The sequence below is a fragment of the Bradyrhizobium sp. Ash2021 genome (assembly GCF_031202265.1).
In the GTDB taxonomy this organism is placed as follows: Bacteria; Pseudomonadota; Alphaproteobacteria; order Rhizobiales; family Xanthobacteraceae; genus Bradyrhizobium.
Genome location: NZ_CP100604.1, coordinates 1,694,752 through 1,718,714, shown reverse-complemented (window position 1 = coordinate 1,718,714; position 23,963 = coordinate 1,694,752). Strand labels below are relative to the sequence as shown.

The 23,963-nt window shown below is 57.9% G+C and carries 21 protein-coding genes and 2 pseudogenes; 9 read left to right on the top strand and 14 right to left on the bottom strand.

The features are described from left to right. Positions 1-14 precede the first annotated feature (14 nt). Complete coding sequence (locus NL528_RS08200) at positions 15-878, top strand: branched-chain amino acid ABC transporter permease (protein ID WP_309182200.1); 864 nt, start codon at positions 15-17, stop codon at positions 876-878. Position 879: 1 nt separating this feature from the next. Further along, positions 880-1,857: a branched-chain amino acid ABC transporter permease gene (locus tag NL528_RS08195; RefSeq protein ID WP_309182199.1), complete on the top strand. Its 978-nt coding sequence runs from the start codon at positions 880-882 to the stop codon at positions 1,855-1,857. 40 nt (positions 1,858-1,897) lie between these two features. Here the strand turns inward: NL528_RS08195 and NL528_RS08190 are convergent, their stop codons facing one another. From NL528_RS08190 to NL528_RS08150, 9 genes are all read right to left on the bottom strand, one after another. Next, positions 1,898-2,389, bottom strand: coding sequence for a LysR substrate-binding domain-containing protein (locus NL528_RS08190; protein ID WP_309182198.1), 492 nt, complete (start codon positions 2,387-2,389; stop codon positions 1,898-1,900). A 94-nt stretch (positions 2,390-2,483) separates the two neighbouring features. Next, positions 2,484-3,680, bottom strand: a complete 1,197-nt coding sequence (lhgO, locus tag NL528_RS08185; RefSeq protein WP_309184829.1) for an L-2-hydroxyglutarate oxidase — start codon at positions 3,678-3,680, stop codon at positions 2,484-2,486. Beyond that, positions 3,677-4,483: an SDR family oxidoreductase gene (locus tag NL528_RS08180; protein ID WP_309182197.1), complete on the bottom strand. Its 807-nt coding sequence runs from the start codon at positions 4,481-4,483 to the stop codon at positions 3,677-3,679. Before NL528_RS08180 ends, lhgO begins: the two co-directional genes overlap by 4 nt. 46 nt (positions 4,484-4,529) lie before the next feature. Next, the gene (locus NL528_RS08175) at positions 4,530-5,018 is read right to left on the bottom strand and encodes a PaaI family thioesterase (RefSeq protein ID WP_309182196.1); all 489 of its coding nucleotides are present in this window, start codon (positions 5,016-5,018) and stop codon (positions 4,530-4,532) included. Further along, the gene (locus tag NL528_RS08170) at positions 5,008-5,904 is read right to left on the bottom strand and encodes an alpha/beta hydrolase (protein ID WP_309182195.1); all 897 of its coding nucleotides are present in this window, start codon (positions 5,902-5,904) and stop codon (positions 5,008-5,010) included. Before NL528_RS08170 ends, NL528_RS08175 begins: the two co-directional genes overlap by 11 nt. 3 nt (positions 5,905-5,907) lie before the next feature. Continuing rightward, complete coding sequence (locus tag NL528_RS08165) at positions 5,908-6,309, bottom strand: DUF1330 domain-containing protein (protein ID WP_309182194.1); 402 nt, start codon at positions 6,307-6,309, stop codon at positions 5,908-5,910. A 15-nt stretch (positions 6,310-6,324) separates the two neighbouring features. After that, the gene (locus tag NL528_RS08160) at positions 6,325-6,909 is read right to left on the bottom strand and encodes a TetR/AcrR family transcriptional regulator (protein ID WP_309182193.1); all 585 of its coding nucleotides are present in this window, start codon (positions 6,907-6,909) and stop codon (positions 6,325-6,327) included. 24 nt (positions 6,910-6,933) lie between these two features. After that, positions 6,934-8,430 (bottom strand): aldehyde dehydrogenase, encoded by a 1,497-nt coding sequence (locus tag NL528_RS08155; RefSeq protein WP_309182192.1) that lies wholly within the window; start codon positions 8,428-8,430, stop codon positions 6,934-6,936. Positions 8,431-8,466: 36 nt separating this feature from the next. Beyond that, on the bottom strand, positions 8,467-10,035 hold the full coding sequence (locus NL528_RS08150; RefSeq protein WP_309182191.1) for a class I adenylate-forming enzyme family protein: 1,569 nt from the start codon (positions 10,033-10,035) through the stop codon (positions 8,467-8,469). A gap of 296 nt (positions 10,036-10,331) precedes the next feature. Here NL528_RS08150 and NL528_RS08145 point away from each other — a divergent pair. From NL528_RS08145 to NL528_RS08130, 4 genes and pseudogenes are all read left to right on the top strand, one after another. Continuing rightward, a pseudogene (locus tag NL528_RS08145) lies at positions 10,332-11,570 on the top strand (ABC transporter substrate-binding protein). Positions 11,571-11,670: 100 nt separating this feature from the next. Next, positions 11,671-12,771: a glutathione S-transferase family protein gene (locus NL528_RS08140; protein WP_309182190.1), complete on the top strand. Its 1,101-nt coding sequence runs from the start codon at positions 11,671-11,673 to the stop codon at positions 12,769-12,771. Beyond that, positions 12,768-13,877 (top strand): glutathione S-transferase family protein, encoded by a 1,110-nt coding sequence (locus tag NL528_RS08135; RefSeq protein ID WP_309182188.1) that lies wholly within the window; start codon positions 12,768-12,770, stop codon positions 13,875-13,877. The genes NL528_RS08140 and NL528_RS08135 overlap by 4 nt, the downstream gene beginning before the upstream one ends. Positions 13,878-14,206: 329 nt before the next feature. Continuing rightward, the gene (locus tag NL528_RS08130) at positions 14,207-15,868 is read left to right on the top strand and encodes a DUF6538 domain-containing protein (protein WP_309182187.1); all 1,662 of its coding nucleotides are present in this window, start codon (positions 14,207-14,209) and stop codon (positions 15,866-15,868) included. Between the two features lie 532 nt (positions 15,869-16,400). On the opposite strand, the gene NL528_RS08125 is transcribed toward NL528_RS08130, so the two are convergent. Then, entirely contained in the window at positions 16,401-17,027 is a 627-nt protein-coding gene (locus NL528_RS08125; protein ID WP_309182185.1) for a hypothetical protein, read from the bottom strand. Between the two features lie 11 nt (positions 17,028-17,038). Next, positions 17,039-18,133 carry a hypothetical protein gene (locus NL528_RS08120; RefSeq protein ID WP_309182184.1) on the bottom strand — a complete coding sequence of 365 codons (1,095 nt, stop codon included), beginning with the start codon at positions 18,131-18,133 and terminating at the stop codon, positions 17,039-17,041. Positions 18,134-18,278: 145 nt separating this feature from the next. On the opposite strand from NL528_RS08120, the pseudogene NL528_RS08115 reads away from it, so the two are divergent. The 3 genes and pseudogenes from NL528_RS08115 to NL528_RS08105 form a co-directional block, all read left to right on the top strand. Beyond that, positions 18,279-18,441, top strand: a pseudogene (locus NL528_RS08115) (IS5/IS1182 family transposase); the annotation flags it as partial. Between the two features lie 188 nt (positions 18,442-18,629). Next, on the top strand, positions 18,630-20,360 hold the full coding sequence (locus NL528_RS08110) for a caspase family protein (protein ID WP_309182183.1): 1,731 nt from the start codon (positions 18,630-18,632) through the stop codon (positions 20,358-20,360). Further along, entirely contained in the window at positions 20,357-21,310 is a 954-nt protein-coding gene (locus NL528_RS08105; protein ID WP_309182182.1) for a serine protease, read from the top strand. The genes NL528_RS08110 and NL528_RS08105 overlap by 4 nt, the downstream gene beginning before the upstream one ends. A 30-nt stretch (positions 21,311-21,340) precedes the next feature. On the opposite strand, the gene NL528_RS08100 is transcribed toward NL528_RS08105, so the two are convergent. From NL528_RS08100 to NL528_RS08090, 3 genes are all read right to left on the bottom strand, one after another. Beyond that, on the bottom strand, positions 21,341-21,739 hold the full coding sequence (locus NL528_RS08100) for a hypothetical protein (RefSeq protein ID WP_309182181.1): 399 nt from the start codon (positions 21,737-21,739) through the stop codon (positions 21,341-21,343). A gap of 5 nt (positions 21,740-21,744) precedes the next feature. Next, positions 21,745-22,587: a hypothetical protein gene (locus NL528_RS08095; protein WP_309182180.1), complete on the bottom strand. Its 843-nt coding sequence runs from the start codon at positions 22,585-22,587 to the stop codon at positions 21,745-21,747. 298 nt (positions 22,588-22,885) lie between these two features. Continuing rightward, complete coding sequence (locus NL528_RS08090) at positions 22,886-23,782, bottom strand: 3'-5' exonuclease (RefSeq protein WP_309182179.1); 897 nt, start codon at positions 23,780-23,782, stop codon at positions 22,886-22,888. Positions 23,783-23,963: the final 181 nt, after the last annotated feature.

Sequence of the window (23,963 nt, the reverse complement as noted above, 5' to 3'; positions counted from 1 at the left end):
TTCGAGGCAAACCAATGCATGCTCTCTACGCACAGCTTCTGGTGGGACTAATCAACGGTTCGTTCTATGCGCTGCTAAGCTTAGGGCTCGCGATCATCTTTGGCATGCTCAATATCATCAATTTTGCGCACGGTGCGCTCTACATGATGGGAGCCTTCTGCGCCTATTTCCTACTGAGCTTGTGCGGATTCGGGTATTGGTGGGCGCTGTTGATCGCGCCGATAGCAGTCGGCATTTTCGGCATGTTCCTCGAACGCACCATGCTCAAGTGGCTCGCCGGGCTCGATCATCTTTATGGGCTGCTCTTGACTTTCGGCATTGCGCTGATGGTGCAAGGCATATTCCAGAACTATTTCGGCTCGTCTGGCTTGCCCTATGCGATCCCGGATGAACTTAAGGGCGGCATGAATCTTGGCTTCATGTTCTTGCCGATCTACCGTGGTTGGGTTGTCGTCTTCTCGCTGCTGGTGTGCTTGGCGACATGGTTCTTGATTGAAAAGACGCGTCTTGGCGCCTATCTGCGCGCTGCCACCGAAAACCCCGCGCTCGTACGCGCTTTTGGCATCAACGTTCCGCGAATGATCACACTGACCTACGGGCTCGGCGTAGGCTTGGCCGCGCTTGCCGGCGTGCTATCGGCGCCGATAAACCAAGTACGCCCGCTTATGGGCGCCGATCTTATCATCGTCGTCTTCGCGGTGGTCGTCATCGGCGGCATGGGTTCGATCATGGGTTCAATAATCACCGGCTTTGCTCTCGGAGTGATCGAGGGAGTGACCAAGTATTTCTATCCCGAAGCCTCCAACACCGTGGTGTTTGTCCTGATGGTGCTGGTGTTGCTAGTGAAGCCAACGGGACTAACCGGGCGAGCGACCTGACATGACAGTAACGACCGACGATGCCCTGCCGATGAAGCCACGGGCGATTCACGACCAGACGGTCATATTTGTGGTGATGGCGGTCTCGCTTTCGTGCGTTCCCTTCACGGACATCTATCCAATCTTCGTCATGCAAGCACTTTGCTTTGCGCTGCTTGCCTGCGCCTTTAACCTACTAATCGGCTTCGGTGGTCTGCTGTCGTTCGGACACGCGATGTTCCTCGGCACGGCCGGTTATGTGTCAGCGCACGTCTTGAAGGTTTGGGGCCTTTCGCCGGAGCTCGGCGTTCTTGTCGGCGTAACCGCATCCGCTGCGCTTGCCATCGTTACTGGCGCAGTCGCGATCCGTCGCCAGGGAATCTATTTCGCCATGATCACACTTGCTCTGTCCCAACTGGTCTATTTCCTGTACCTGCAGGCGCCGTTCACCCATGGTGAGGACGGTATCCAAGGCGTCCCTCAAGGCCGTTTGTTCGGGATGTTTGACCTCTCCGACCCGACAATCCTCTATTATTTTGTTCTGGTCAGCTTCTTGAGCGGGTATCTTTTTGTATTTCGCACGATTAACTCTCCATTTGGCGAAGTGCTAAAATCGATCCGGGAGAACGAGCCGCGAGCAATTTCCCTCGGTTACAAGACCGATCGGTACAAGCTCCTCGCCTTTATCCTTTCCGGAGCGCTGGCTGGCTTCGCGGGGTCTCTCAAGGTGTTCGTCGCGCAGAACGTGTCGCTGACCGACGTTCACTGGTCTATGTCCGGCGAAATCGTGCTTATGACGCTGGTCGGAGGGCTCGGCACCATCTTCGGTCCAGTGATTGGCGCCTTCGTGATAGTTGCCATGCAGCAGTATTTGGCCGGCTTCGGGCAGTGGGTTACGGTTATCCAGGGCGTGATATTCGTGGCTTGCGTACTGATGTTCAGACGGGGTATCGCCGGCGAAATAGCCAACGCCTTCGTGGGTGCCCGGCGCAAGATATAGCGTATCGACGAAGGGGGCTGCCGTCCGCGTTCGAGATCTTCTAGTTCCTGCACTTTACGAGCAGATGCGCGGTGTCGCTTGCGCCGGCCCAGCATGCCAATCGCTTTCTGATAATGTCTCCCACCGTCCTGACGATGAGGGATTGCGTTCTGTTCTCTTGCACGGCAATCGACCAAGTGATCGACAATCGACTTACGGGTGAGTTCCATAGCTTGTCGATCGCGTGTTCCGCCAACGCACAGGACGGAACGATTGTGTACCCGTCGCCGTTCCGAACCAGATCCAGCATCGCCGGGTGGCTGTCGATCTCGAGCACCTGCGGTTTTATCTTGAGGCGCCGGAAGGCTGCCTCGATCTTGCGTCGAAGGCCGTTGCTCCTGCTCGGAAGAATAAGTCGGCATTTCGCAAGATCGGACAGCCTGACGGGCCGAACTTCAAGCGGGCCGGGATGCGAGCGTGGCTCCGTTACTTCGAGGAGGTGCCCACCGTTGCCGTGCGCCTCCCTTAGTTCAACCAGGTCTTTCTCGATCACTACGGCAAATTGCCCCCGGACCAATTCGCGGAGCCAACGCGCTCGTAACTCAACCGGGAAAGCGACGGTAGCGGAGCCGACGCTTACCAACCGTTCAGCAAAGAGCCTCTGCCCTCCTTGCGACCTCTCTCCCGATTGGAATCGCTGATGTCGCAGCCGGCGAAGGGGCGTTGCAGACGTGGATCGTTCGCTTGGTACGGCGAATGAGAAAATCGTGCACCAGAGTGCCGTCATTCATGACAGCTTGCGCACGAACACCGGGAGGGTGATCGTGCAGGTCGCTCGCCCGCAATTCGGGGCAGTACTTCCTGCATTGAGCAAGATATCGGGTCTTGAACAGCGAATTCATGAGTTCGTCCGAACCCGAACGAATGTTCTGACGCATGACGCGCCAGAAGCCGGGATACGTGAGGGTTTGGAGGCTGTCGGCAGCACTGAACGCAAAACGACTGTAGCCTTCGCGTTTCAGACTCAGAACAGCATTCGGACCGACCGTCACGCCGCCATCTATCATGCGCGTCAAATGGACGCCAAGAAACGGCAGCGCCGGATCCGGTACTGGATAGATCAGATGGTTGACGATCCGGTTCTTATCCGACCCCAACCGATAATACTCGCCCCGAAACGGAACAATCCTGAAATCGTCTTCGATACCGCACCACTTGGCGACCCGATCCGCGAACAGCCCCGCGCAAGCGATCAGCTTCCGTGCACGAGTCTCCGTGTCATCGGTTGCAATGACCACTTCGTCGATCTCTTCTCTCACCGAGATGACCTTTTCACCCAGTCGAATTTCACCACCGCTTGATGTGAACTCGACTGCCATTGCGCGCACGATGTCGGTGTAGCTCACTATCGCCGTCGAGGGGATATAAAGGGCTCCAAGGCCGACGATACGCGGCTCGCGCCTGCAGAGTTCTGCCTGGTCGATACGCTCGAAGCCAATAGAGTTCGCTGCAGCTCTTTCCTCCAACCCCCGCAGACGTTCGAGCTCGACTTGATTGGTCGCCACGATCAACTTACCGCAGCGTTCGACCGCGATGCCGTGTTCGTCACAAAACCTGAGGGTCGCTTCGGCCCCTTCCTTGCAGAGGGTCGCCTTCAGGCTGCCAGGCTGGTAGTAGACACCGGCGTGAATGACACCGCTGTTCCTGCCGGTCTGATGCCTCGCAAGATCGCCTTCCTTTTCGAACACGACGATCTTGCTTCCCGGTTGACTCAGCAACAGCGAACGAGCCGTCGAGATGCCTACAATCCCGCCTCCGATGACGGCATAGTCATACGCCATCAGAACGCTCGATGGTCGCGCGTGGCTTCCTCTAGGGCGGCCTTCATGCTCATGAAGCGCTCGTCCAGCGCCAATGGATTTTCCCGATTGAGCACGATGGCCTTTGCCCGCGCCTCGCCTCCACGGATGACTTCGATGGCGTTAGCCTCGATGCCTTCAACTACCGCCTTGCCGACGGCCTCCGCGGGCTCGCGCCCGAAACCCAGATCGGCCCCTGCCTTCGAACTGGCCATCATCGGGGTGTCGGTTGCTACAGGGTAGACCGTCATGACGTGGACACCCTCACCCTTCAGCTCTCGACGGAGAGCTTCGCCGAACCGTGAGAGCCCCGCCTTGGCCGCGGCGTAGGTCCCGTAAAACGGCACACCGGTCAGGGCCGCAGCGGAAGCGATGTTGACGACCAGCGATTCGCCGCTCTTGCGCAGGTGCGGCAACGCCTCCCTGACGAACAGAATCGGGGCGACCAGATCCACCTCTATCATCGCGCGGATGTCGGCTTCTGATATTAGCTCAAGACGCCCCGCGCGTACGGCGCCCGCGTTATTTACGAGGATGTCCAGCCCCCCAAGCCGGGCGACCGCTTCCGACAAGATGCAACGACGATCGATATCCACCGTCACGTCGCCGGCCACGAAGTCCACTTTATTTCCGCCGGCAGAGAGCTTTGCCGCCGCTTCCGACAATCTTGTCTCTCCACGGCCAACTATGACGATGCGGGCGCCGCTCGCGGCCATCGCTTCTGCGATGGCAAACCCGATGCCGCTGGAGCCGCCGGTTACGAGCACTCGCTTGTGTTTCAGTTCCATCGGTAAGAATCCTTTGTCTTGTGAAGTCGGGTACAATGTCCGAGCATCAGGATTGGTTGGCGCCGGCCAGGGGAAGTTGATGCCAAGTCGATGTTGCGGCCGCAATCAGCACGCCCGCGGCGTCGAACATCTTCGCCTCGAGGTAGTTGATCGTCCGGCCCTGCTTGTTGAATCTAGCTTCGCAGGTAACCGCACCGGCGCGCACCGGCCGCAGGTACTGCACTTTCATCTCCAGGGTGACTCCGGCTCCGCCCAAGGCATGATTGAGGAGATGCCCCATTGAGATGTCGAAGATGGTCGCGATGATACCGCCGTGCAGCGTACCTTGCGGATTTTTGAGGAAATCGCGCACCCGAACGGTGACGACGCAGGTGTCGGCACTGAACGATATATCCGCACCAAGCAGCTTTGCGAGAAAGAACGTCTGGAAATCCTGATCATACGAACGTAGGGCTTCGGCTGCGACAGACGAAAACTCCGTTTCGTCTATCGTCTTCTTGATACCGGCCGAAGTCGATGAGGGTTCAGCGTGCATGTTCGACGGCCAATCTGCCTAGGGCGAACTGCGCTATCAAAGCAGCCACCTCCTTGGGTTTCTGATGCACAATCCAGTGGTCGTTTTCAGCAAACCGGCGCACCGTCAGGTCGGGCACCACCTCTTGCAAGAGGTCCGCATTGTCAGGGGTGAAGTAGACGTCTTTCTCGCCCCATATGACCAATGTGGGTACCGAGATGACGGTGTCTGGCAGGGATCTAGGTTCGTTATCGTCACCGCTAGGTGGACCGCTCTTGTTCGCGCGATAGTAATTGAGACCGGCGGTAAGGCTTCCGGCGTTATTCCAAAGAGCTATGTACTCGGCGGCCTCCTCTTCGGTCATCGTTCCTGATGCACGGTGAGGGTCGATGATCTCGCGACGAAATCCCGCGAAATCTTTCCGCGAAACCAATTCCTCGCCGCGCGGGGAGCGGAATGCGAGCATATATTTGCTCGCCGCCGCCTGCGCTTCGCCTTTTCGGAGTTCTCTATCGAATATGCCGGTGTGTGCAGTGTTGATAATTACGAGCCGGTCCAGCATCTCAGGATGCCGTATCGCCATCTCCCATGCGATGAATCCACCCCAATCGTGACCGACCAAGGTTACCTTTTTGCAGCCCAGCGCAGCAATTGTCTGCACGACGTCCTCGACAAGTTCTTTCACGGCATAGCCGTCGAGGCCCTCGGGTTCTCCTGAAAGATTGATACCTCTCGTATCAATCGCGATGGACCGGAATTGATCGCCGAGTTCCTTCATGATCGTGCGCCACGCGCCCCAATATTCGGGAAAGCCGTGAAGAAAGAGAATTGGCGCGCCAGCCCCTTGCTCTACGTAGTGCAGGCGGACGCCGTTTACGGCCAACGTTCCGTGTTTTAGGGAATACACTTGTCAGAGTCCCTTGAGCTTGCTGTAGGTTTCACGGGTCGCCACGATAACGTGCTCGACGACACCGTCGACGCGATGGGGATTGGCGGATTGCACGTACTCATCGGATGTCATCATGTCGATGAACGCGGCGCGAGAGGGATATCGGACTAGCGCGACGAAATCCCAGACGTTGTTCTGGGCGACGCCCAACGCGACGGCTTCCGCTTTTCCAGCCCAGACAATGGTGCCGCCGCGAGCCTTGATCATTGGGGCGGTCGCCGCGCTGTATCTTAGATACGCGTCCCAGCCTGACCCTTCGCCGCTCGAAGCCTTCTCCTTCAGACGCACAAGGTTGAGCATCAACACAGGCGCGTCGTCCGGCAACGCTTCGAGGTCTTTTACATTGAGGTCTTCGATCGCCATTCCGGTCTCCAATCGTTATGCTTCCGCGCTCTTCTGCAATCTCTTGAGCACGAATTGCCGGCACGCCCTGAGCACTCTCAGTGAGACTTCTTCGCTTGCGACGGAACGGGCCATAGTTAGCCCTCCGATGCAGATCGCATGGATTGCGATGGCGTGGTCGACGTCCGCTTGGTCCCCTAGCGAGTCGGCAACTTTGGCAGCTACAGCGAGCATCCCCTCCTCATAGGCCTTACGAATCTCGTTGTGGCTTCTCCAGATCTCCGAACCAGCAGCCACGAAGGGACAACCTGTTTCGGGGTGCTTCAGATGAGCATTTCCGAGAGCCCGCGCGAGAAGAAGGCCGATACCTTGGTTCGTCGACAGGTCCGAAACTCCCACGATCCACCGTTCGGAGGTCTCGGCTGCGGCGGTCAAGAAAGCTTCGGCGAGCAAGGTTTCCTTCGACTGGAAGTGGGCATAGAAGGTCCCGTGCGTCAGTCCCGCGTCCCCCAAGACCTTCGAGATCGTCGCCCCCTCTATTCCATCGATAAGGAAGCGTTTCGCCGCCGCGTCGACGATGCGGGTTCGCGTTTCGACTTTCTGCTCTGCGCGCTTGGTCATTTTGATTTCTCCCGGTTCGTCTTCTCAGGCAGAGATGTTCATCCAAGTCGTCTTCATCTGGGAGAATTTTCGGAGCGCATGCATCGATCGGTCGTGCCCGATGCCGGACTGCTTAAAGCCTCCGAAAGGCACGGTGTCATCGCTTGCGTCGTAGCAATTGACCCAAACCGTCCCGGACTGCAGCTTGCGAGAAACTTGGTGTGCCGTGGCGAAATCCTTCGTCCACACGCCGGCGCCGAGACCGTAGATCGTATCGTTTGCGATCCGAAGCGCGTCGTTGGCGTCATCGAAGGCCAGGACGGACAATACCGGTCCAAAGATTTCGTCGCGCGCGATCGTCATTTCCGATGCCACGTCATCGAATATAGTCGGCTCGACGTAGAAGCCGCCTGTCTCCGACCTGACTTGATTGCCTCCCAGGGCGAGGCGCGCGCCCGCGTTCACGCCGCTCCTGATGTAGCCGAGAACGCGATGCATCTGCCGCTCGTCGACTATCGCGCCCATTTTAACCTTCGGATCGAGCGGATCGCCGGCTTGCATCGTCTTGCCGATCGTTATCACCTTCTCGAGGAATTCGTCTTTGATGCTCTTTTGGACGAGCAGCCTCGACGCCGCCGTACACATCTCTCCTTGGTTGAAGAAGATGCCGAAAGCTGCGGCTTTGGCTGCTACGTCCAAGTTAGGAGCGTCAGCGAATACGATGTTCGGAGACTTGCCCCCGCACTCCAAGCTCAGACCCTTCATATTCGATTGACCCGAATAGCTGAGAAACAGCTTCCCTACCTCGGTCGAACCCGTGAAGCCCACGAAATCGATGTCCGAATGTAGACCAATCGCCTTCCCAGCCGTCTGTCCGAAGCCGGGCACGACGTTCAATACGCCGGCGGGAATTCCGGCTTGAACCGCCAACTCGGCGAGAAAGATCGTCGACAGTGGCGATTGCTCAGCAGGCTTCAACACCACGCTATTGCCGGCAGCCAGCGCAGGTCCCACTTTCCAGGCGGCCATGATCAGGGGGAAGTTCCACGGCACGACGACGCCGACGACGCCGATCGCCTCCCAATTGACCAAAGCGAGCACCTGCGGCCCTGTCGGAGCAATTTCGCCGTAAAGCTTGTCAATCGCTTCGGCCGACCATCGGATGGAGTTGGCAGCCGTCCGGATGTCGACCGCAGCGGAAAAGCGGATCGGCTTGCCCATATCGAGCGTTTCGAGCAGCGCGAGCTCTTCGCTGTTATCAACGAGGAGATCGGCGAGCCGAAACAGCACCTTCTTTCTTTCCTTCGGCGGCATGTCACGCCAGACGCCCGCATCAAAGGCCCGACGGGCCGCCGCGACAGCGAGATCGACATCCCTTTCCGCGCAGGCCGCGACCGTGGTCAGGACGCCTCCATCTATGGGACTTCGGCATTCGAATGTCTCGCCCGACACCGCCTTCACGTATTTTCCGTCGATGAAAGCGTCGCTTCTAAAGACGAGCGTTTTCGCCAGGCGGTGCCAATCTTGGGTGTCGGGCTTCATTGTTTCGAGCTTTCTTATCTGTTCGTTGATCGGCCTTCAGGCCTTGACGTTCGGCTGTTCCGCTAGGAGTCGCTCACGCAATGCGGCCTTCAAGACCTTTCCCGAGGCGTTTCTGGGAAGATCTTCGCCGTCGATTACCGTGAACGCATCCGGTATCTTGTAGTCTGAGAGTTGTGTGGCGCAGTAATCCCGTATCGTTTCCAGCTCGGAGCCGATGCTGCCGACCACGAATGCGTGCGACTTTTCGCCAAGGACTGGGTCTGGGCGGCCGACCACGGCCGCGAAGTCAACGAGCGGATGGTTCATGAGTACGGCCTCGACCTCGGTCGAGTAGATCTTGAACCCGGCCCTGTTGATCATGTCTTTCTTGCGGTCGCCGATGAAGACGTAGCCGTCGTCGTCTACCCAGCCGACGTCTCCCGAACGCCAGAAGCCGCCACGCAGACTATCCTCGGAGCCTTGCGGGTTACCCCAGTACGACGCAATGACGCTCGGTCCGCCGATCCATAATTCGCCGGACCGTCCGGCGAGGACTTCGCGGCCGATTTCGTCCATGATCCTGATTTCTGCGCACGGCAGTGCCCGGCCGATGCTTTGCTGCCGAAGCCGACTGGAATCGGAAGGTACCATCGTCGCCGTTACGGCGGCCGTCGTTTCGGTCGCACCGTAGGCGTGGAGCAACTTCAGTCGCGGAAGCGTCGCGGCAATTGCATCTATCGTTGCGGGTGGCATAGGCGCACCGCCGAAGGCGACCAGCCTCCAGGCGGTCAGGTCTCGGCCCGAGAGATCGACCTTCATCAGGACGAGATTGACCATAGCCGGCACCAGGAATGCATATGTGCATTTCTCTGCGACCGCTAGGTCCACGAAATCGGCCGCCCGAAACTCGGGCATCAGAACAAGGCAGCCCCCGACATGCAGGACCGGATAGATGACGGCAGCCATACCAGTGATGTGGCTCGCAGGAACGGCGACAACGCTGCGGTCCCCCTGCTTCAACTCAGCAACTCTTTCGAAGGACATCGCCGAATGAATGAAGCCGATCTGCGTGATCGAAGCTCCCTTTGGCTTGCCGGTGGTGCCGGACGTGTAGACGATCGCCGACACCGCCTCTTCCGCCGCGGGCGTGGCGACGAAATTCGACAACTCACGATCGGAGAACGCCGCTTGATAGGCAAGCGACTCGCCGTTTCCATCCCCCACGACGATACGGATGCGACACGCGGGCGTCTCCGACACTGGCGGGATCTGATCCGTCAACGCCGTTTCGAACACGATTGCAGTCGCCCCCGAATCGCGCAGCGCATGCAGTATCTCTCTATGGCGCATGCGGATATTCAGGGGGACGGCGACGACCCCGATCCTCGCGCAGGCCAAAAGCATCTCCACGAACTCGATGCGGTTTCCGAGAGCGAAGGCGACACGTTGGCCGTCCTTCAGTCCCAGAGATCGAATTCCTGACGCGACCAGGCTCACCCGCACGTCGAGATCTCGGTAGGAGAGACGATCGGACCCCGCTACGAGGGCTTCGCCGTCAGGAAACCGTCGGGCGGCCGAAGTGAATAGATCGTCCAGCGTCGCGGGACGGTCCGCGAAACACTTCACGACCCTCTCCGCCTGCCCCTCGAAATGGAACTCCCGCCGGACCGAGGAAGGTCCATTCGAGGCGATTTGAGAGGTTGGATTTTCGAACATCTGCATCATCAAGCACTGTCAAAGTGATATTGGCATGTTGCCTATCATGCGAAATTACAGGAAGCAAGGCCGGCACGAATAAGTTTACGCATTGATTCAACTACATTTTCTCAATTTCGTCAGAATTCATATTTTATATATCATGCGAAATTTGACAGAACTTCGCCTCCATGGCACGAGTCCGGCCTTCATCAGGGAGGAAACAAATGATCGGATCGCGCACGCTTTTTTCTGCCGCCACCGTTCTCGGCGGGCCGATTTTTTCGTCAGGACAGGCTTTCAGCCAGATTTCCGACGATGCGGTGAAGATTGGAGTGCTCAATGATCAGTCCGGCCTTTATTCAGACATCACCGGGCAAGGGTCCGTCATCGCAGCGCAGATGGCGGTAGAAGACTTCGGCGGAACTGTGCTGGGCAGGCCGATCAAGGTGATCTTTGCCGACCACCAGAACAAGCCTGATGTGGGTTCGGCCATCGTCAGGAAGTGGATCGACCAAGACGGCGTGGATGCCATCGCCGACGTGCCGACTTCTTCCGTCGGATTGGCCGTCCAGGAGATCACTCGCGAAAAGAAACGCGTGTTCCTGATGTCCGGGCCGGGCACGTCCGATCTGACCGGCAAGTCTTGTTCTCCGACCGGGATAGCGTGGACGTATGATACCTACTCGCTGTCCAAGGGACTGGTCTCCGGCCTCTCGTCAAAGGGATACAAGAGTTGGTTCATTCTGGCGGCCGACTACGCTTTCGGTCAGGCCATGCAGCGCGACATCACAACATTCGTCGAGAGTTCGGGAGGCAAGATCGTAGGCGGTGTCCGTCATCCGCTGAACACGCCGGACTTCAGCTCTTTCCTGCTCACCGCCCAATCCTCGAAAGCGAACGTTGTAGCGCTGGCAAACGCCGGCGGCGATACTGTCAATGCCATCAAACAGGCGTCCGAGTTCGGGCTTACTCAGGCGGGCCAGACACTCGCCGGACTCTTGGTGACCATCACGGACATCAATAGCCTCAGCCTGAAGACGGCAGAAGGCCTGGTCGTAACGACTTCCTTCTATTGGGATATGGACGACGAAACGCGCGCCTGAAGCAAGCGGTTCATGGCGCGAAACGGCGGCAAAGTTCCCAATATGATGCAGGCCGGTGTCTACGGGGCCGTTCTGCACTATCTGAAGGCGATCAAGGCCGCAGGTTCTGACGAAGCGCTAACCGTGGTCGATCAAATGAAGAAGATTCCGATCGACGACTTCTACACGCACGGCGGCATGGTCCGTGAGGACGGCAGGGTGCTGCGCGATATGTATGTGATGCAGGTCAAGAGCCCCGCGGAATCCAAATATGCGTTCGACTTCTATAAGCTCCTATCCGTCATTCCAGGCAACGAAGCATTCCGACCTCTCAGCGAAGGCGGTTGCCCTTACGTGAAGAACGCTCGGGCGAACCAATAGGTTGGCGGACGAGAACCCGCGCCCGATAGCCGGGCGCGCGACGTTCCGAGTGACGGATCCGCGGAACGTCGTTTGAGCTTACACCTCGGAGATCGACAACATGATCGACATCTACACGTTGTATGGCGCTCAGATTTCCAACTATAGCGCCAAGGTCCGATCTTATCTGATCTATAGGAACATCCCCTTTCAGGAAGTGGTCGCGTCGAATTACGTCTACGACAAGCTCTTGGTGCCGACGATCGGGTTCAGGATGATGCCTGTGGTCAGAACTCCCGACGGCAGGCTGCTGCAGGACTCCACCGAAATCATCGATTCATTGGAAATGCACTTTCCCAACGCGCCGGTCTACCCGTCGGGCGCTCGCCAGCGCCTTGCCGCTCTACTGCTCGAGGCCTATGCCCACGACTGGGTGCGTATTCCCGCGATGTACTACAGATGGGGATTTCCCGAATACAACCACGAATATCTCATCCGGGAATTCGGTCGGATGTACGAGCCGACGCTCAGCCTGGAGAGTCAGGCGGCTCTGGGCGATAGCAGCTCGGCGTGGACGCGGGATCGTCTGCCGGCGCTCGGTGTGACCAAAAGAACCATCCCTCAGTTCGAGGCCTGGACCGAAAAACTATTGGGCTGGCTGAATGCGCACTTTGACCGCTACCCTTATCTTCTCGGTACGAAGCCGTGTACTGCCGACTTCACTTTCATGGGGCCGCTCTACGGGCATCTGTATCGCGATCCGTATTCGCATGCGCTGATCAAGCGCTCGGCGCCAAGCGTCGTTCGCTGGGTCGAGAGGATGAATTCCGTGCCCGCGAGCGAAGGGGCGTTCCTACCCGACGATGAGGTGCCGGCATCGTTGCTCCCGATGCTTCTCCACGCTTTCGAGGAATACGTTCCGGTGGCCTACGACACTGTCGAACGTGTGGCCGCTTGGATCGAGGGCCACCCTGGAGAGCCCGTTCCCCGCTTCCTGGGCACGCACAAGTTCACCATCGGCGGCGTCACTGAGGACAGGAATGTCTGGACTTGCATACAGTTCATGATCCAGAGGCCGTTGGCAGCGTATCAGTCGGCCAAAGATGCTGACAGAGCCGAAATGGATTCGCTCCTTTCGTCGATAGGACCAAACTGCGGCCTGGACTTCAGGGTGGCTCGACCAGTGAAACGGGAGCACTACAAGTTGGTGGCAGCGTCATGAGTGAAATGTACAAGCTCTACGGAACCCCTACATCGTACTATACGGCGAAGGTTCGCGCGTATCTGCGGTATAAGGCAATTCCCTACGAAGAAATCTTGACCACCGAAGAGGTATACCGGAACGTTATCGTCGCTCGCACCGGCGTCTGGATGATTCCGACCCTCGTCACGCCAGACGGAAAGGTGGTACAGGATAGCACTGAAATTATAGACCTCTTAGAGGATCGCTACCCACAAGCGCCCGTCCATCCCGTCGAGCCCTGGCAGAGGCTCTCCGCCCTCCTGATGGAGCTCTACGGGGACGAATGGTTGATAATGACCGCGATCCACTACAGGTGGACCAAACCTGAAAACCGCGAATTCGCGATCGAAGAATTCGGAAAGCAAGCGCGCCCTACCGGCTCTCCGCAAGAGCAGCGGGAAGCCGGGCTCGAGAAGGCCCGCATCTTCGGAGGCTGGGTCGGACTCTTCGGAATCGACGCCAATACGGGGCCGGCGATCGAGGAGGCCTACGAGGAATTCCTCGGAGCCTTGAATGAACATTTTCGAGATTATGAGTTTCTCTTCGGATCGCGGCCTTCGATCGCTGATTTCAGCTTCTTCGGCGGATTGTACGCTGTCCTAAATCGCGATCCATTGTCGGGTCGGCTCATGAAGAGCATTGCTCCGAGAGTAGTTCAGTGGGTCGAGCGTATGCTTGAGCCGAAACCGAGGAGCGGAGACTTCTTGCCCAACGATCAAGTCTCGACTGCATTGAATCCGATTCTGCGAGCAATCTTCCATGACCAATTTCCCGTTCTGCGCGAGATCGTGGATCGTGTGGATTCATGGTCCCGGGACAATGCGGGGGTCCCCTTTCCAAAGACCATCGGCCTGCAAGATTTCGAGCTGAGAGGCAGGAGGGGATCTCGATGCGTGTATCCCTATCCGCAATGGATGCTCCAACGAGTATTGCAGCACTATCGATCGATCGACCCTTCGCAAAGGAAAGCTGTCGACGCCCAACTACGCGACCTCGGAGGCTTTAATCACATGCAAATTGAGATACCGCAACCGATCGTGCGGTCCGAATTCAGGTTGCGCCCGGCAGCGACAAACGAAGCATGAGGTCGTTCGGCCTTGATCTCCTCCTTACTCAGGAAAGTCGGCTAAAGCGCAAGGGCGCGCGGATCCAGAACCTGCGGCGAGCCGGAAGCGCGGTTCGCCTAACTGTTTGCATGGATCCACCGAAACGTTGATGCTCTGTTCCGAGCGTGAGGCGCTTCCATTGGTGAAGGAGAGGTCGATCGTCCAATCCCGTCAGTGAACAGGCTCGAAACAGAATGGCGGAAAGGGAGGGACTCTCCTCCGATCGGAGGCGCCAACCCCTTCAATTAAAGTTTATCCTTCATTTCAGGAGTTCCCGGACGGCCGGTGCTACACCGAGGTGCTCCACCATGCCGACGATCAAGATGCCGACTCCGCGAAAACGCCCGACCTCGCAATTTTACTGGTTACGCAAGAAGGTGCCGTCGGGGTTGCGCGCCCTGGTCGGCAAGACCGAGGTATGGGCGAGCCTCAAAACCAAGGACGAGCGGAAGGCCAATATTCGGATTGGGGCTGTCAACGCCGCGATCGAGGCCGAATGGGGCCGCCTCCGAGCCGGCCGGCCGTCCACCCGGGACCACGACCTGGAACTCGAACCCGCTCCCTTCAAGCTCACCCACCAGGATCTGCACGCGCTGCGCGCCGCCGCGCACCTCAATATCCGCGACGCCTGGATCAAGGAGCCGCCGACCGGCTTCCGCAAGCTCAGGCTGTCCTGCCGGGATGATCAGTCCCTGCAGGAGGACGCCGAGCAATGGCTTGAGAGCGGCGGATACGAGGCCTCGATGGAGAACATCGAGCGTCTCAAGCCACTGCTAGTCAGAGCCAGGAACGAGGCCACCAAAGATGTCGAGCGCGCCCTCGCCGGCGACTATCGGCCGAGTCCGGAACTCGAGGGCGCACCGCGGCGCACGACGCCCGCGCTCGACTTCATCAGGGCGTTCGAGGAATTCGCGGTCAAGGGCGGCCTTAAGGGCGGCAAGTTCGGGCCCACGGCGAAGCGCTGGCGGCCGAAGATCAAGGCGTTCTGCAATTTCCTGGGCCACCGCGACCTGAAGCACATTACGACCGGCGACGGTTACGATTGGATAGACCGCCTGATCGAGAACAAATATGCGCACAAGTCGATCAAGGACGTCTGGGTGGCCGCCCTGTCGGCTACCGCCGGCTTCATGGTGGAGCGGCGCAAGCTCGACCAGAACCCGTTTCTGCGGCTGAAGGTCCGCGAGGACAAGTCGGATGCGACCGCGACCGAAGCGCAGCAACAGCAGCCGCCGCGAAAGGGCTTCACGCCGGAGGAAGCCAAGCTCATCCTGACCGGCACCCTCGCCGCTCCGAGCCCTCTAATTTCCGTCGAAATGAGGGCGGCGCGGCGCTGGCTGGCGTGGCTGTGCGCCTACAGCGGCGCACGCGTCAATGAGCTCACCAGCCTGCATCCCGACGACATCTCTTCCGTCACCAACAGCATCTGGTGTATGACCATCAAGCCGTCGCTCGAAAAGACGGCGCAATGGCGCGTCGTACCGATCCATTCGCACGTGATCGAGCAGGGCTTCCTCGCCTACGTCGAGGAACGCCGCAAACGGGGCAAGCCGCTCTTCTACGATCCGGATCGCGGCCGCGGCGGCAAGTCCGGCAATCCGCAGTTCAAGAAGGTCGCAGAACGGATCGGCGAATGGGTGCACGGCCTTGGCATCCCGGTCGGCGTGAAGCCGAGCCACGCCTGGCGCCATCTGTTCAAGAGCGTGGCGCGGCACGTCGGGATGGATCGCGAGGTCGAAGGCTTCATCACGGGTCACCGTCCGAAGGATTCGAACGCGGGCAACGACTACGGCGACCGTTGGATCAGGACGATGTCCGCGGAAATTGAGAAGTATCCGCGCTTCAGGATCGCCGCCTTAGACAAGTCGCCTGCGCCTCACAAGAGACATCGTCGGACCAATGCCGAAGTCGTCGCCTCCAAGGCTGTGAGGGAAAAGCGCAAGGTAGCGCGCTCGGTCGGAGCGAAATAAGCGGGTCAGCCGAGAGAGTGGGACTCCCTTCCCCCATGCCGCGATCGAGCTAAAATCGCCGAAAAACAAGGATTCCAAGAAAGACCGGTCAAGTTTTGTGACCACCGCTGTGTACCACTGTATAGGCCGCTCGAACGGTCAATCTCGATCCATTTCGAGGCGTCTGAAGGGACGGGCAGTGCTCGAGAACCACTCTTGAACAAGATGACTTGCCGATCCGTACTCGACAACTCCAGCCATGCTGGGGCAGTCCAGGGGCACAAACAGCTGGAATTCTGCGCCGCAGGAGAGCGGCCGCGCAAGCCTTCACGCCGTCGCTGCGGGACTGAACGCGCAGGGCATCCCGACGGTGCGCGGCAAGGGCAAGTGGCGGCCCGCACAGGTGGCGCGCGTCCTCGCCAGAGGCCTCGCCAGAAAAGAAGGTAGTAAGAAAAGCAAACGCCCAAGGATGTTGGGGCGAGTGGCCGCCGCTGTTCTCTTCCGCTGATGGGGTAATCCACCGGTAGATGAAGCCGCCTTTGGTCGCGTTCACCTATTTTGATCCGGATGACGGCCGCGGAAAAATCTGCCGTGACGCCACATCCGACATCATTTGCCGACTTAATTCGTCCGCTGGACTGATGTACTCTGAAATGTTCCTCAAATCCTCGGCCAGTTCGCTCTCGCGCTCCATATCTTCCGGCTGCAGGTCCTCGCCCAGATCGAATGTGGTGAACTCGAGAAAGAGGTCGATGTCGCCAACCTCTGCTTCGCCTCGCTCCAGGCTGCCGAAAAGACGGATGGCTTTCAATTTCACGCGCTCTGCCGGGTCTGCGTTAATGTGATCAGCCCAGTCGAGCACTCGATCAAGAATTGCGAGAGCAATCTCGCGTGGGAGTGGTGGCCGGTCAACGTGCTGTGCGAGCGCCATACCTTTCCGGCTAGGAACGAGTTTGTCAGGAAATATCCATTCTTCCACCACGAGCGTCTTGTGGATACTTTTCGCCTCCGAAGCGGATACGTTCAATGAAGCCTCGATCAGCTCAGCAGTGATCTTCCGTTCTGCGATTACGGGCAGACCATTTTCCCAACGGGGCACGTTTTCATGTTCAATAAAGGCCTTAAAGAGATCGCGGAACTTTGAAATATCGATCCCCGCGATCTTTTCTGGAAATTTCATGCGCATTCCACTTACGTTTCGAAACTGTCCTTGCGCTTGCCCCATCCCCGAAACCCGAACCAGGCCATGACGCCGACTATAGCCGCGACCATCGTGAAGATGAATGTCCGGATCGGTTCAATCTGCTCGATCTGATACCTCGCCCACTCGATCCCGCTCGCATCCACAGTCCAAGTGTCTTGGAGCACCCTGATTGGAACGGGGCGGATCCGGGTGGGCTCGAATTTGATGTACGACGTCACCTCTAGAGTGACTTGGGCCTTCCCCGGCTTCAGAGGCTTGACGTCCCAAATCCAAGTAATCGGGTCTGGTGACAAAATCGTCCTCATCTTGTCGCCCCGAAGCGTAATCTGCAGTCGGTCCGGCGGCCCGGTCAATTCCGCAGATACGTCGCGCGCTACACGTACGGTGGCGTCGCGCACCTCACCTTCAAAGCCGGTAAAGTATGATGCGGTCTGCTGGTGTTCGTTGGTTTTGATCACGACTTGGACTGCGGTCGAATCTCCGAGCGACAACTTCTCTGGCCTGTTGTATTCCACTGGAAAGCTCTTCATCTTGCTGGCAATGGTCCCCGCGAGATTCTTGGAGTCGTTATTAAACCGCAACGCTTCAGCAAGACTTTCTTCTAGATCTGGAGGAGCAAAATCGTGGTGTGTTGGACGTGGTGGGACATCCTTCGATAGTCGCAAGGGTAGGATGGTCAAGAGCGAGCCTATTAATGCGACGACTGCAATCACGGAGAAAATCAGCGAGTTTCGTTTTGGTGGTTGAACAGACTGCAAATTGACGTCGTTCGGGCTCACACTCGTCTTTGCGTGCTCTGAGAGAGCCTCACCAGAAATCCAGTACCCTCTTTGAAAATGCAATGAGCTATTAGAACTCAGGCCCTTAAAGACTACCTGTTGGTCGGGTGCAATTGCCCCCCCTTCGCATGTCAATACGAAGCCTTTTTCCTCCATGTCTCGAACTACATCAATTTGTCCCGCCAGTTCGTCCCTCAACGGACTGACGGCCAATTCTCCGGAAGACGGCTGAAACATCACGCAAAGCCCCGTAGCTGGCTTTCCGCTCCGGTTGGTCACGCCAACTAGCCATTCGTACTTCACGCTAACCTCCCTACAAGGTCTCTGAAGCCGCTCGCGCGCGATGTGGCTACAAAACCTATGCGTGTGCATGCCGGTAATCAAGCGTCAAGCTGTATTGCACCCGATCCTGAGCCGCCCGCTGCACAAATCGTTATTGAGCACGCTGGTAAGGGATCGGATGACGGACGCTATCACCGCTGCACGCCACGACGACATCCAGATGATCGACAGCACTTCGGTTCGTGCCCACCGACAGGCTGCGACGGCAAAAAGGGCGCGCAGACGCAGATCATTGCCTGGGTCGCTCCCGAGGCCGGCTTCCTCCGAAACAATCAGCGTCCCGCGCAGCCGATGGATGCGCGGACCGAGACGCGATAGGCCGGCGATCACCCTCCGCCAACTCGGTTCAGTGCGCACATGCCATTTCAAGCTACATGCTCCCGTGCCCTCCAGCGTTCGGCGACTGAAGTCGGACGGGAACTACGAGAAGTTGCATTAGGACGATGATCATGCTGAAATGGATCTCATAATTTGGGGCTTTGAGATGAAATGCTTCTCGAAGGTAGCGCCGCTGATGGCTTTAGTTTGCCTTGCGGCGAATTGCCTTGCGGATGAGCCCTCGAAGTACATGTTTGAGCGGCCCGTACCAAGAAAGGCTTACGTACTTTCCATCAGCGACTACGACCATGAAGACAAACTTCCTAGCTCGATCAAAGACGAGACGACCGTCAAGGCAAAGTTAGCCGATCTCGGCTTCGTTGTTACCATCGCTACCGACGAGGCAAAGCGGAATGCAGACGGATTGCGGACGGATCTGAAGTTCTTTTTCAGCTCGGTCAAGCGAGGAGATATCGTCCTGTTTTACTATTCAGGACATGGGTTCTGGTTCAGGGGACGAAACTTCATCGTCCCATCGACAGCCGACAACGCCGATCCGCCAAAGCAACCGGGGAGTGACAGTCCGGTCGATCCAGAGGACCTCAACGTTTCCGTCGCAGAAGTCGTAACGATCATTGACCACGTGGGAGCTGGCCAAGCAACGATCGTGATAGATGCATGTCGCGACGCCCCCAAGTTTCCAATGTCGAAAGCCGACGCCCTTCAGAAGAAGGTAGATCTCTTGCAAGGTGCGTCATCTCTTCTTTTCTTTGCCGCGCAGGAGGGTTATTCCGCTGAAGGAAGCGGCAGCGAGACTCAAAACAGCAAATATACCGGCTACTGGTTGAAGTATCTTGATCAATCTGGACAGCCCATTATCGAAGCCCATCGACTGGCAACCATTGCAGTCCAACTTGCGACACAAGGTAACCAGATTCCCGAAGTTGGCGGTGTGTATACTGGTGCTCTGTATCCCGCCCCCTCACTCCAAGTGCTTGAGGAGGAAAAAGCGAGCTGGCAGGCTATCCTGACAGCCGGGACGGAGCAGGATGCCAACTTCTATGTTCGCCGCCTGCCCGGGTCCCGATACGTGGCGGCCGCTCGACAGTGGCTTGTAGATCGAGAGAAGGAACCCAAGAAAACATCTACTAGCCAGATCAATCCTCTCGCCGTCGAGAATGTCGGTAAGTTCTCTACCGTCATTAGTTCGCGCGTGTTTCCAGTGGATGCAAACAAGTCAGGCGCGACCCTAGCTACAGTGGTTCCTGGACTTACCGGGAATCTCGAGTTTGCTGGAGCTCAATCGTCCAACGTTACCGAGGCAGGAACTTTTTCGAAGCCTTTCGTCACGGCGCGGGCGACGATCAGCACGTTCGATAGGCCGAGCCTCTCAGGAACGAAGAATTTGACCCTGAACAAAGGCGACAGCTTTACCGTTAGCAACTTCCTGAGAGTCGGACAGACGAATTGGATCGAAGCATCCAGTCTTGACGGAAAGACACTATACATTCCCGACGCAGCCGTTCCCGACCTACGCAACCTGGCAGCGGCTAAAACGCGCACCGCGGATGTTACTTTTGGCAGCGGCGATATTCTATCTCCTCCAAACTTCGCCGCCCTTTCGAGTACTGTCAGCGAACTGGGCGCGAAGAACATAGTGGGTGTCAGCATCCGTATTCGACCACCCTCCGCTGCGGATCAGTCTTACGCGGCTGAGTCCTCACGATTGCGCCTGACAAGAATCCGATCGCAATTGATGGGTCTCGGCATTCAGAATACTCTCATCGGTGGGATCATCGAACAGGGCAAAGGTGACACACCTGAAAATGCGGCCCGCGTAACCATGGCCATAAATCGGGAGTCAAAATGAAGAGGCGACCGAGACACGCGTTCGACGTCGCTCAAATACTTATTGCGACTGTGTCAGTTAGCCTAGCGATGCTTTGCTCGCTTTCTCACGCCGACGAACTAACGGCGGACCAGCTCAAGGGCTCGTCCCCCTATCTCGAGGCAGCCCGTCGTTACCTGCAGAGCACCGACCGGAAGATCATCGGTGGGCGCGCGGCACCTCAGGGGACTTTCAAATGGCAGACCTCCCTCCAGGTCTCATGGATACCCGGCGGGGTGGATGCTCACTTCTGCGGAGGATCGATTGTCGCCCCGGACTGGATATTGACGGCCGGTCATTGCATGGAGGATTTGAAATCGACCGACGTTCGGATCGTAGCGGGGACGACTGACTTGAGGAAGACCGGTCAGACGCGAAGCGTTAGGCGGATCATCATCCACGACAAATATGCAACCGACGACTCGCACCTGGTGGCCGGTCCGCATCCTATCAACGATGTTGCCTTGGTCCAGGTCTTCAAACCCTTCGAGATGAACTCGCAGATTCAGCCGCTACCCCTAATCGACGCTGCGACCGAGGCGTCGGTTGCGCTTCCCAATGCCGAAGTTACTGCTTCGGGTTTTGGTTTGACGAAGGCCAGCGGAAAGCCAGTTCCCGGCTTGCTCTTCGTCGATGTTCCATTTCGCAGCCGAGAGGAATGCAATCGTTCGCAGAGCTATGACAACGCCATCACGGACGGAATGCTCTGCGCCGGCGCGAAGAATAAGGACTCCTGCCAAGACGACAGCGGCGGGCCTTTAACCTATCATCCGTTCAAGGACGATGCGGTGCAATTAGGAATCGTCGGCTGGGGCGACAAGTGCGGCGTTCAGAACAAATTCGGCGTTTACACTCGCGTGACCGCATATAGGGATTGGATTTCTGCGTGCATGGCCGATCCTAACGACACGGCGAAGTGCCCACGCAAATGACGACCGACCACGATCGGATGTCAAGCGCGCTTAATGCGGCCTGATGTTCTCGCACTGCCCGAGCACGCGAGTCGTCACTCCCGAGCCGGGGACAAAGGAATAACAGGAGCCAAACTCTTTCTTTTTGGCTGGGTCTTGAGCAAATTGTTTTATCAGTAACCTTCGATCACTTCGCGACGTCCCATCGGGATTGAACACTTCGTTGCGAGCCTTTCCTTTGAACGCTTTAGGTACGCACCATCCGACCAAGGCAACGGTATCTGTTGTTTGCATCGCTGGGATTAGCTGGTGTTCGATGACGTCATTGCACGCGTCCCATGAAGTAAACTCCGAGGATTGCGTCGACTGGAGTGTCCACGGCCTATTCTCGCTGAGAGCCGGCGGCGTCACGAAGAACATCACGATCATCAGAAAAGCATCGGCATCCATGAGGTTCATCTTCTGCGATTGATGGCCGTTTCGAGATTCACGATCGATTGCTGCAGCCCAAGAATGTCCAACCGATTTTGAGTGGCGGCCGAGACGCCCGGTCCAGCGTTGACGCTGGAGTACGGCGTTCCGCCCGGAAGGGTACGAATCGGCCTTCTAGGAGGATTATCTTCGGCAGTGAAAAGTATCGCGACGGACTCATCGATTTTGTACGATCCCATCGCTCCGAGAAAGTCGGTTCCGAATGGCTGGTTATAGGTGAATGAGCCGCTACCATCCCATGTGGCAACGATCTGAGAATTGTAACTCGGCTTGTCGATTTTCGTCAGCTTGCTTATGTCGCCCTCGGCAGCTGCGGCTGTGCGCGATAACCAGTCGTAGATTCCCAGGTTACTGGCCAATGCATGATAGCTTGCGCTATCGCGCCGACATGGTAACGGATATTTAGAGTCGTCCAGTAGTTGACCGCTTTTCACGATGTAGCTGACGCCACCATCGGTGTGACCCTTCATATCGTATTCGGCACCAGGCCCCGCACCCGCCACCCATGTATTGAAGAATGGCACTGACACGCTGCTGCTTTTGCCGGTTAGGCCTGCGCGAAGACTGACCTCCGAGTCGACCTTCGGGGTAACGGTTATACTGATCGCCCAGGGATGGGCTAGGAAGGAGGGATGATAGATCTTGGCATCCTGCAAAGCGAACCGCAATTCGCATACGGCGTGAGCTACGATTTCCCGGACCGGCAACATAAAATTGCCCGGCATCCCCGGCACTTGAGCACAGCCGCCCATTGCGGCCGCAGCACACAACGATGCCGCTCCGTAAGCGATGCGTACGCTCGCCATTTCATAAGCCCCCACTATCAGAAATTGTATGGGGCTTTTATCGGTCTGTAAACTAGAATTGCACCTTTCTCGATGCAAACCGCCAGCCAGTCATTACTCGTGTGCTTCTGAATCCTCCCCAACGCGGCACACTTGCAGCGGCGACCCGCTACGTCACGGCCTGACTTCCGCCAACACGAGTGCTCACGTCTCGCGTTTGCCGCGGCGGGCAGCCTGATCGAGTTCTACCGTTCCTTCGCCGACGGGCTGAACCAGCATGCGAAGGCGGCGACGCCCGAGCACTAGAAAGGTCCTGGCGCTAGACCCTCGCCGAGAACCGCGTGAAGGCGGTCAGAGCCTGCTGCCGGGGCTCCACGTCACGAAGGTAGATCTCAGTCCGCAGGAAAGCTATCTCGTCCTGCAGCACGGTCTCGCAGACGTCGACGTACCAACTCTTCGGTCTGCCGTCGCTGCCATCGGACCACTTGTAGCCGCGGCGCTTCAACGAGTCCTTCAGTTCGAACGGCGATTGCTCGGCCCAGACGCGCACCGTCGGCCTGCGGGCGGTCTCCAACAGCAGCGCGAGCGCCGGCGCGCCGGTCGCCGGCAGTTCGAACGCGAGGACCTCCAGCAGCGCGTGGCAATCGTCGACGGCGCGGTGGGCGGCATGGAAATAGCCCGCGCCGTTCAGCAGATAGCCGAGTTGCGCGCCCGCGAAACCGTGCTTTCTCCACTCGATCTCGGTGGCGCTACAGGCCCAAGGCTTCTGTTCGAACCCCGGCCAATAACGTTCGGCGAATTTCCGATCAAACCCACTATTGTGTGCGATCGCGATCACGGCGTCGTCGACGAACGCCGCCACCGCCGCCTCGTCTATCCGATGTCCGGCAACCATCTCGTCGGTGATTCCGGTTAGCGCGGTGATCTCGGATGGAATCGGGACCGACGGCTCGTTAAAGGCGGAGAACGTGTCTCTTAGGCCGGCGATACGACCGTCCGGAAAGTAGTCGAACTTGACCATCCCGAGCTCGATGATCTCGTTTTTCTGAGTGTCGAGGCCCGTGGTTTCGGTGTCGAGCAGCACGGCGGTCCGCGTGTCGTGACCGATGAGTGGCACAGACGGAATCCTTGGAGTCAGCCGTCGCAGGACGCGATAGTCGGCCGACCGACTTAGAGCGTCGGCCATGGCGGCCAGGCTGATGGTGTCTTGAAACATCGCGTTCCGAACGAGCGGCGAACGAGTGGATCCTGCAAAGGCGTAACCTACCCGCTGCGTCGGCCGCAAGGTATCGAAAAGACAAGCAATCCGCGGGCTTTTCGTGGATATCGGCCCGATCTGCTCGCGTTGCGGGCAACGGGTGGGCCGCTCGGGATCACATCCTGTGCCGCATGCCGAT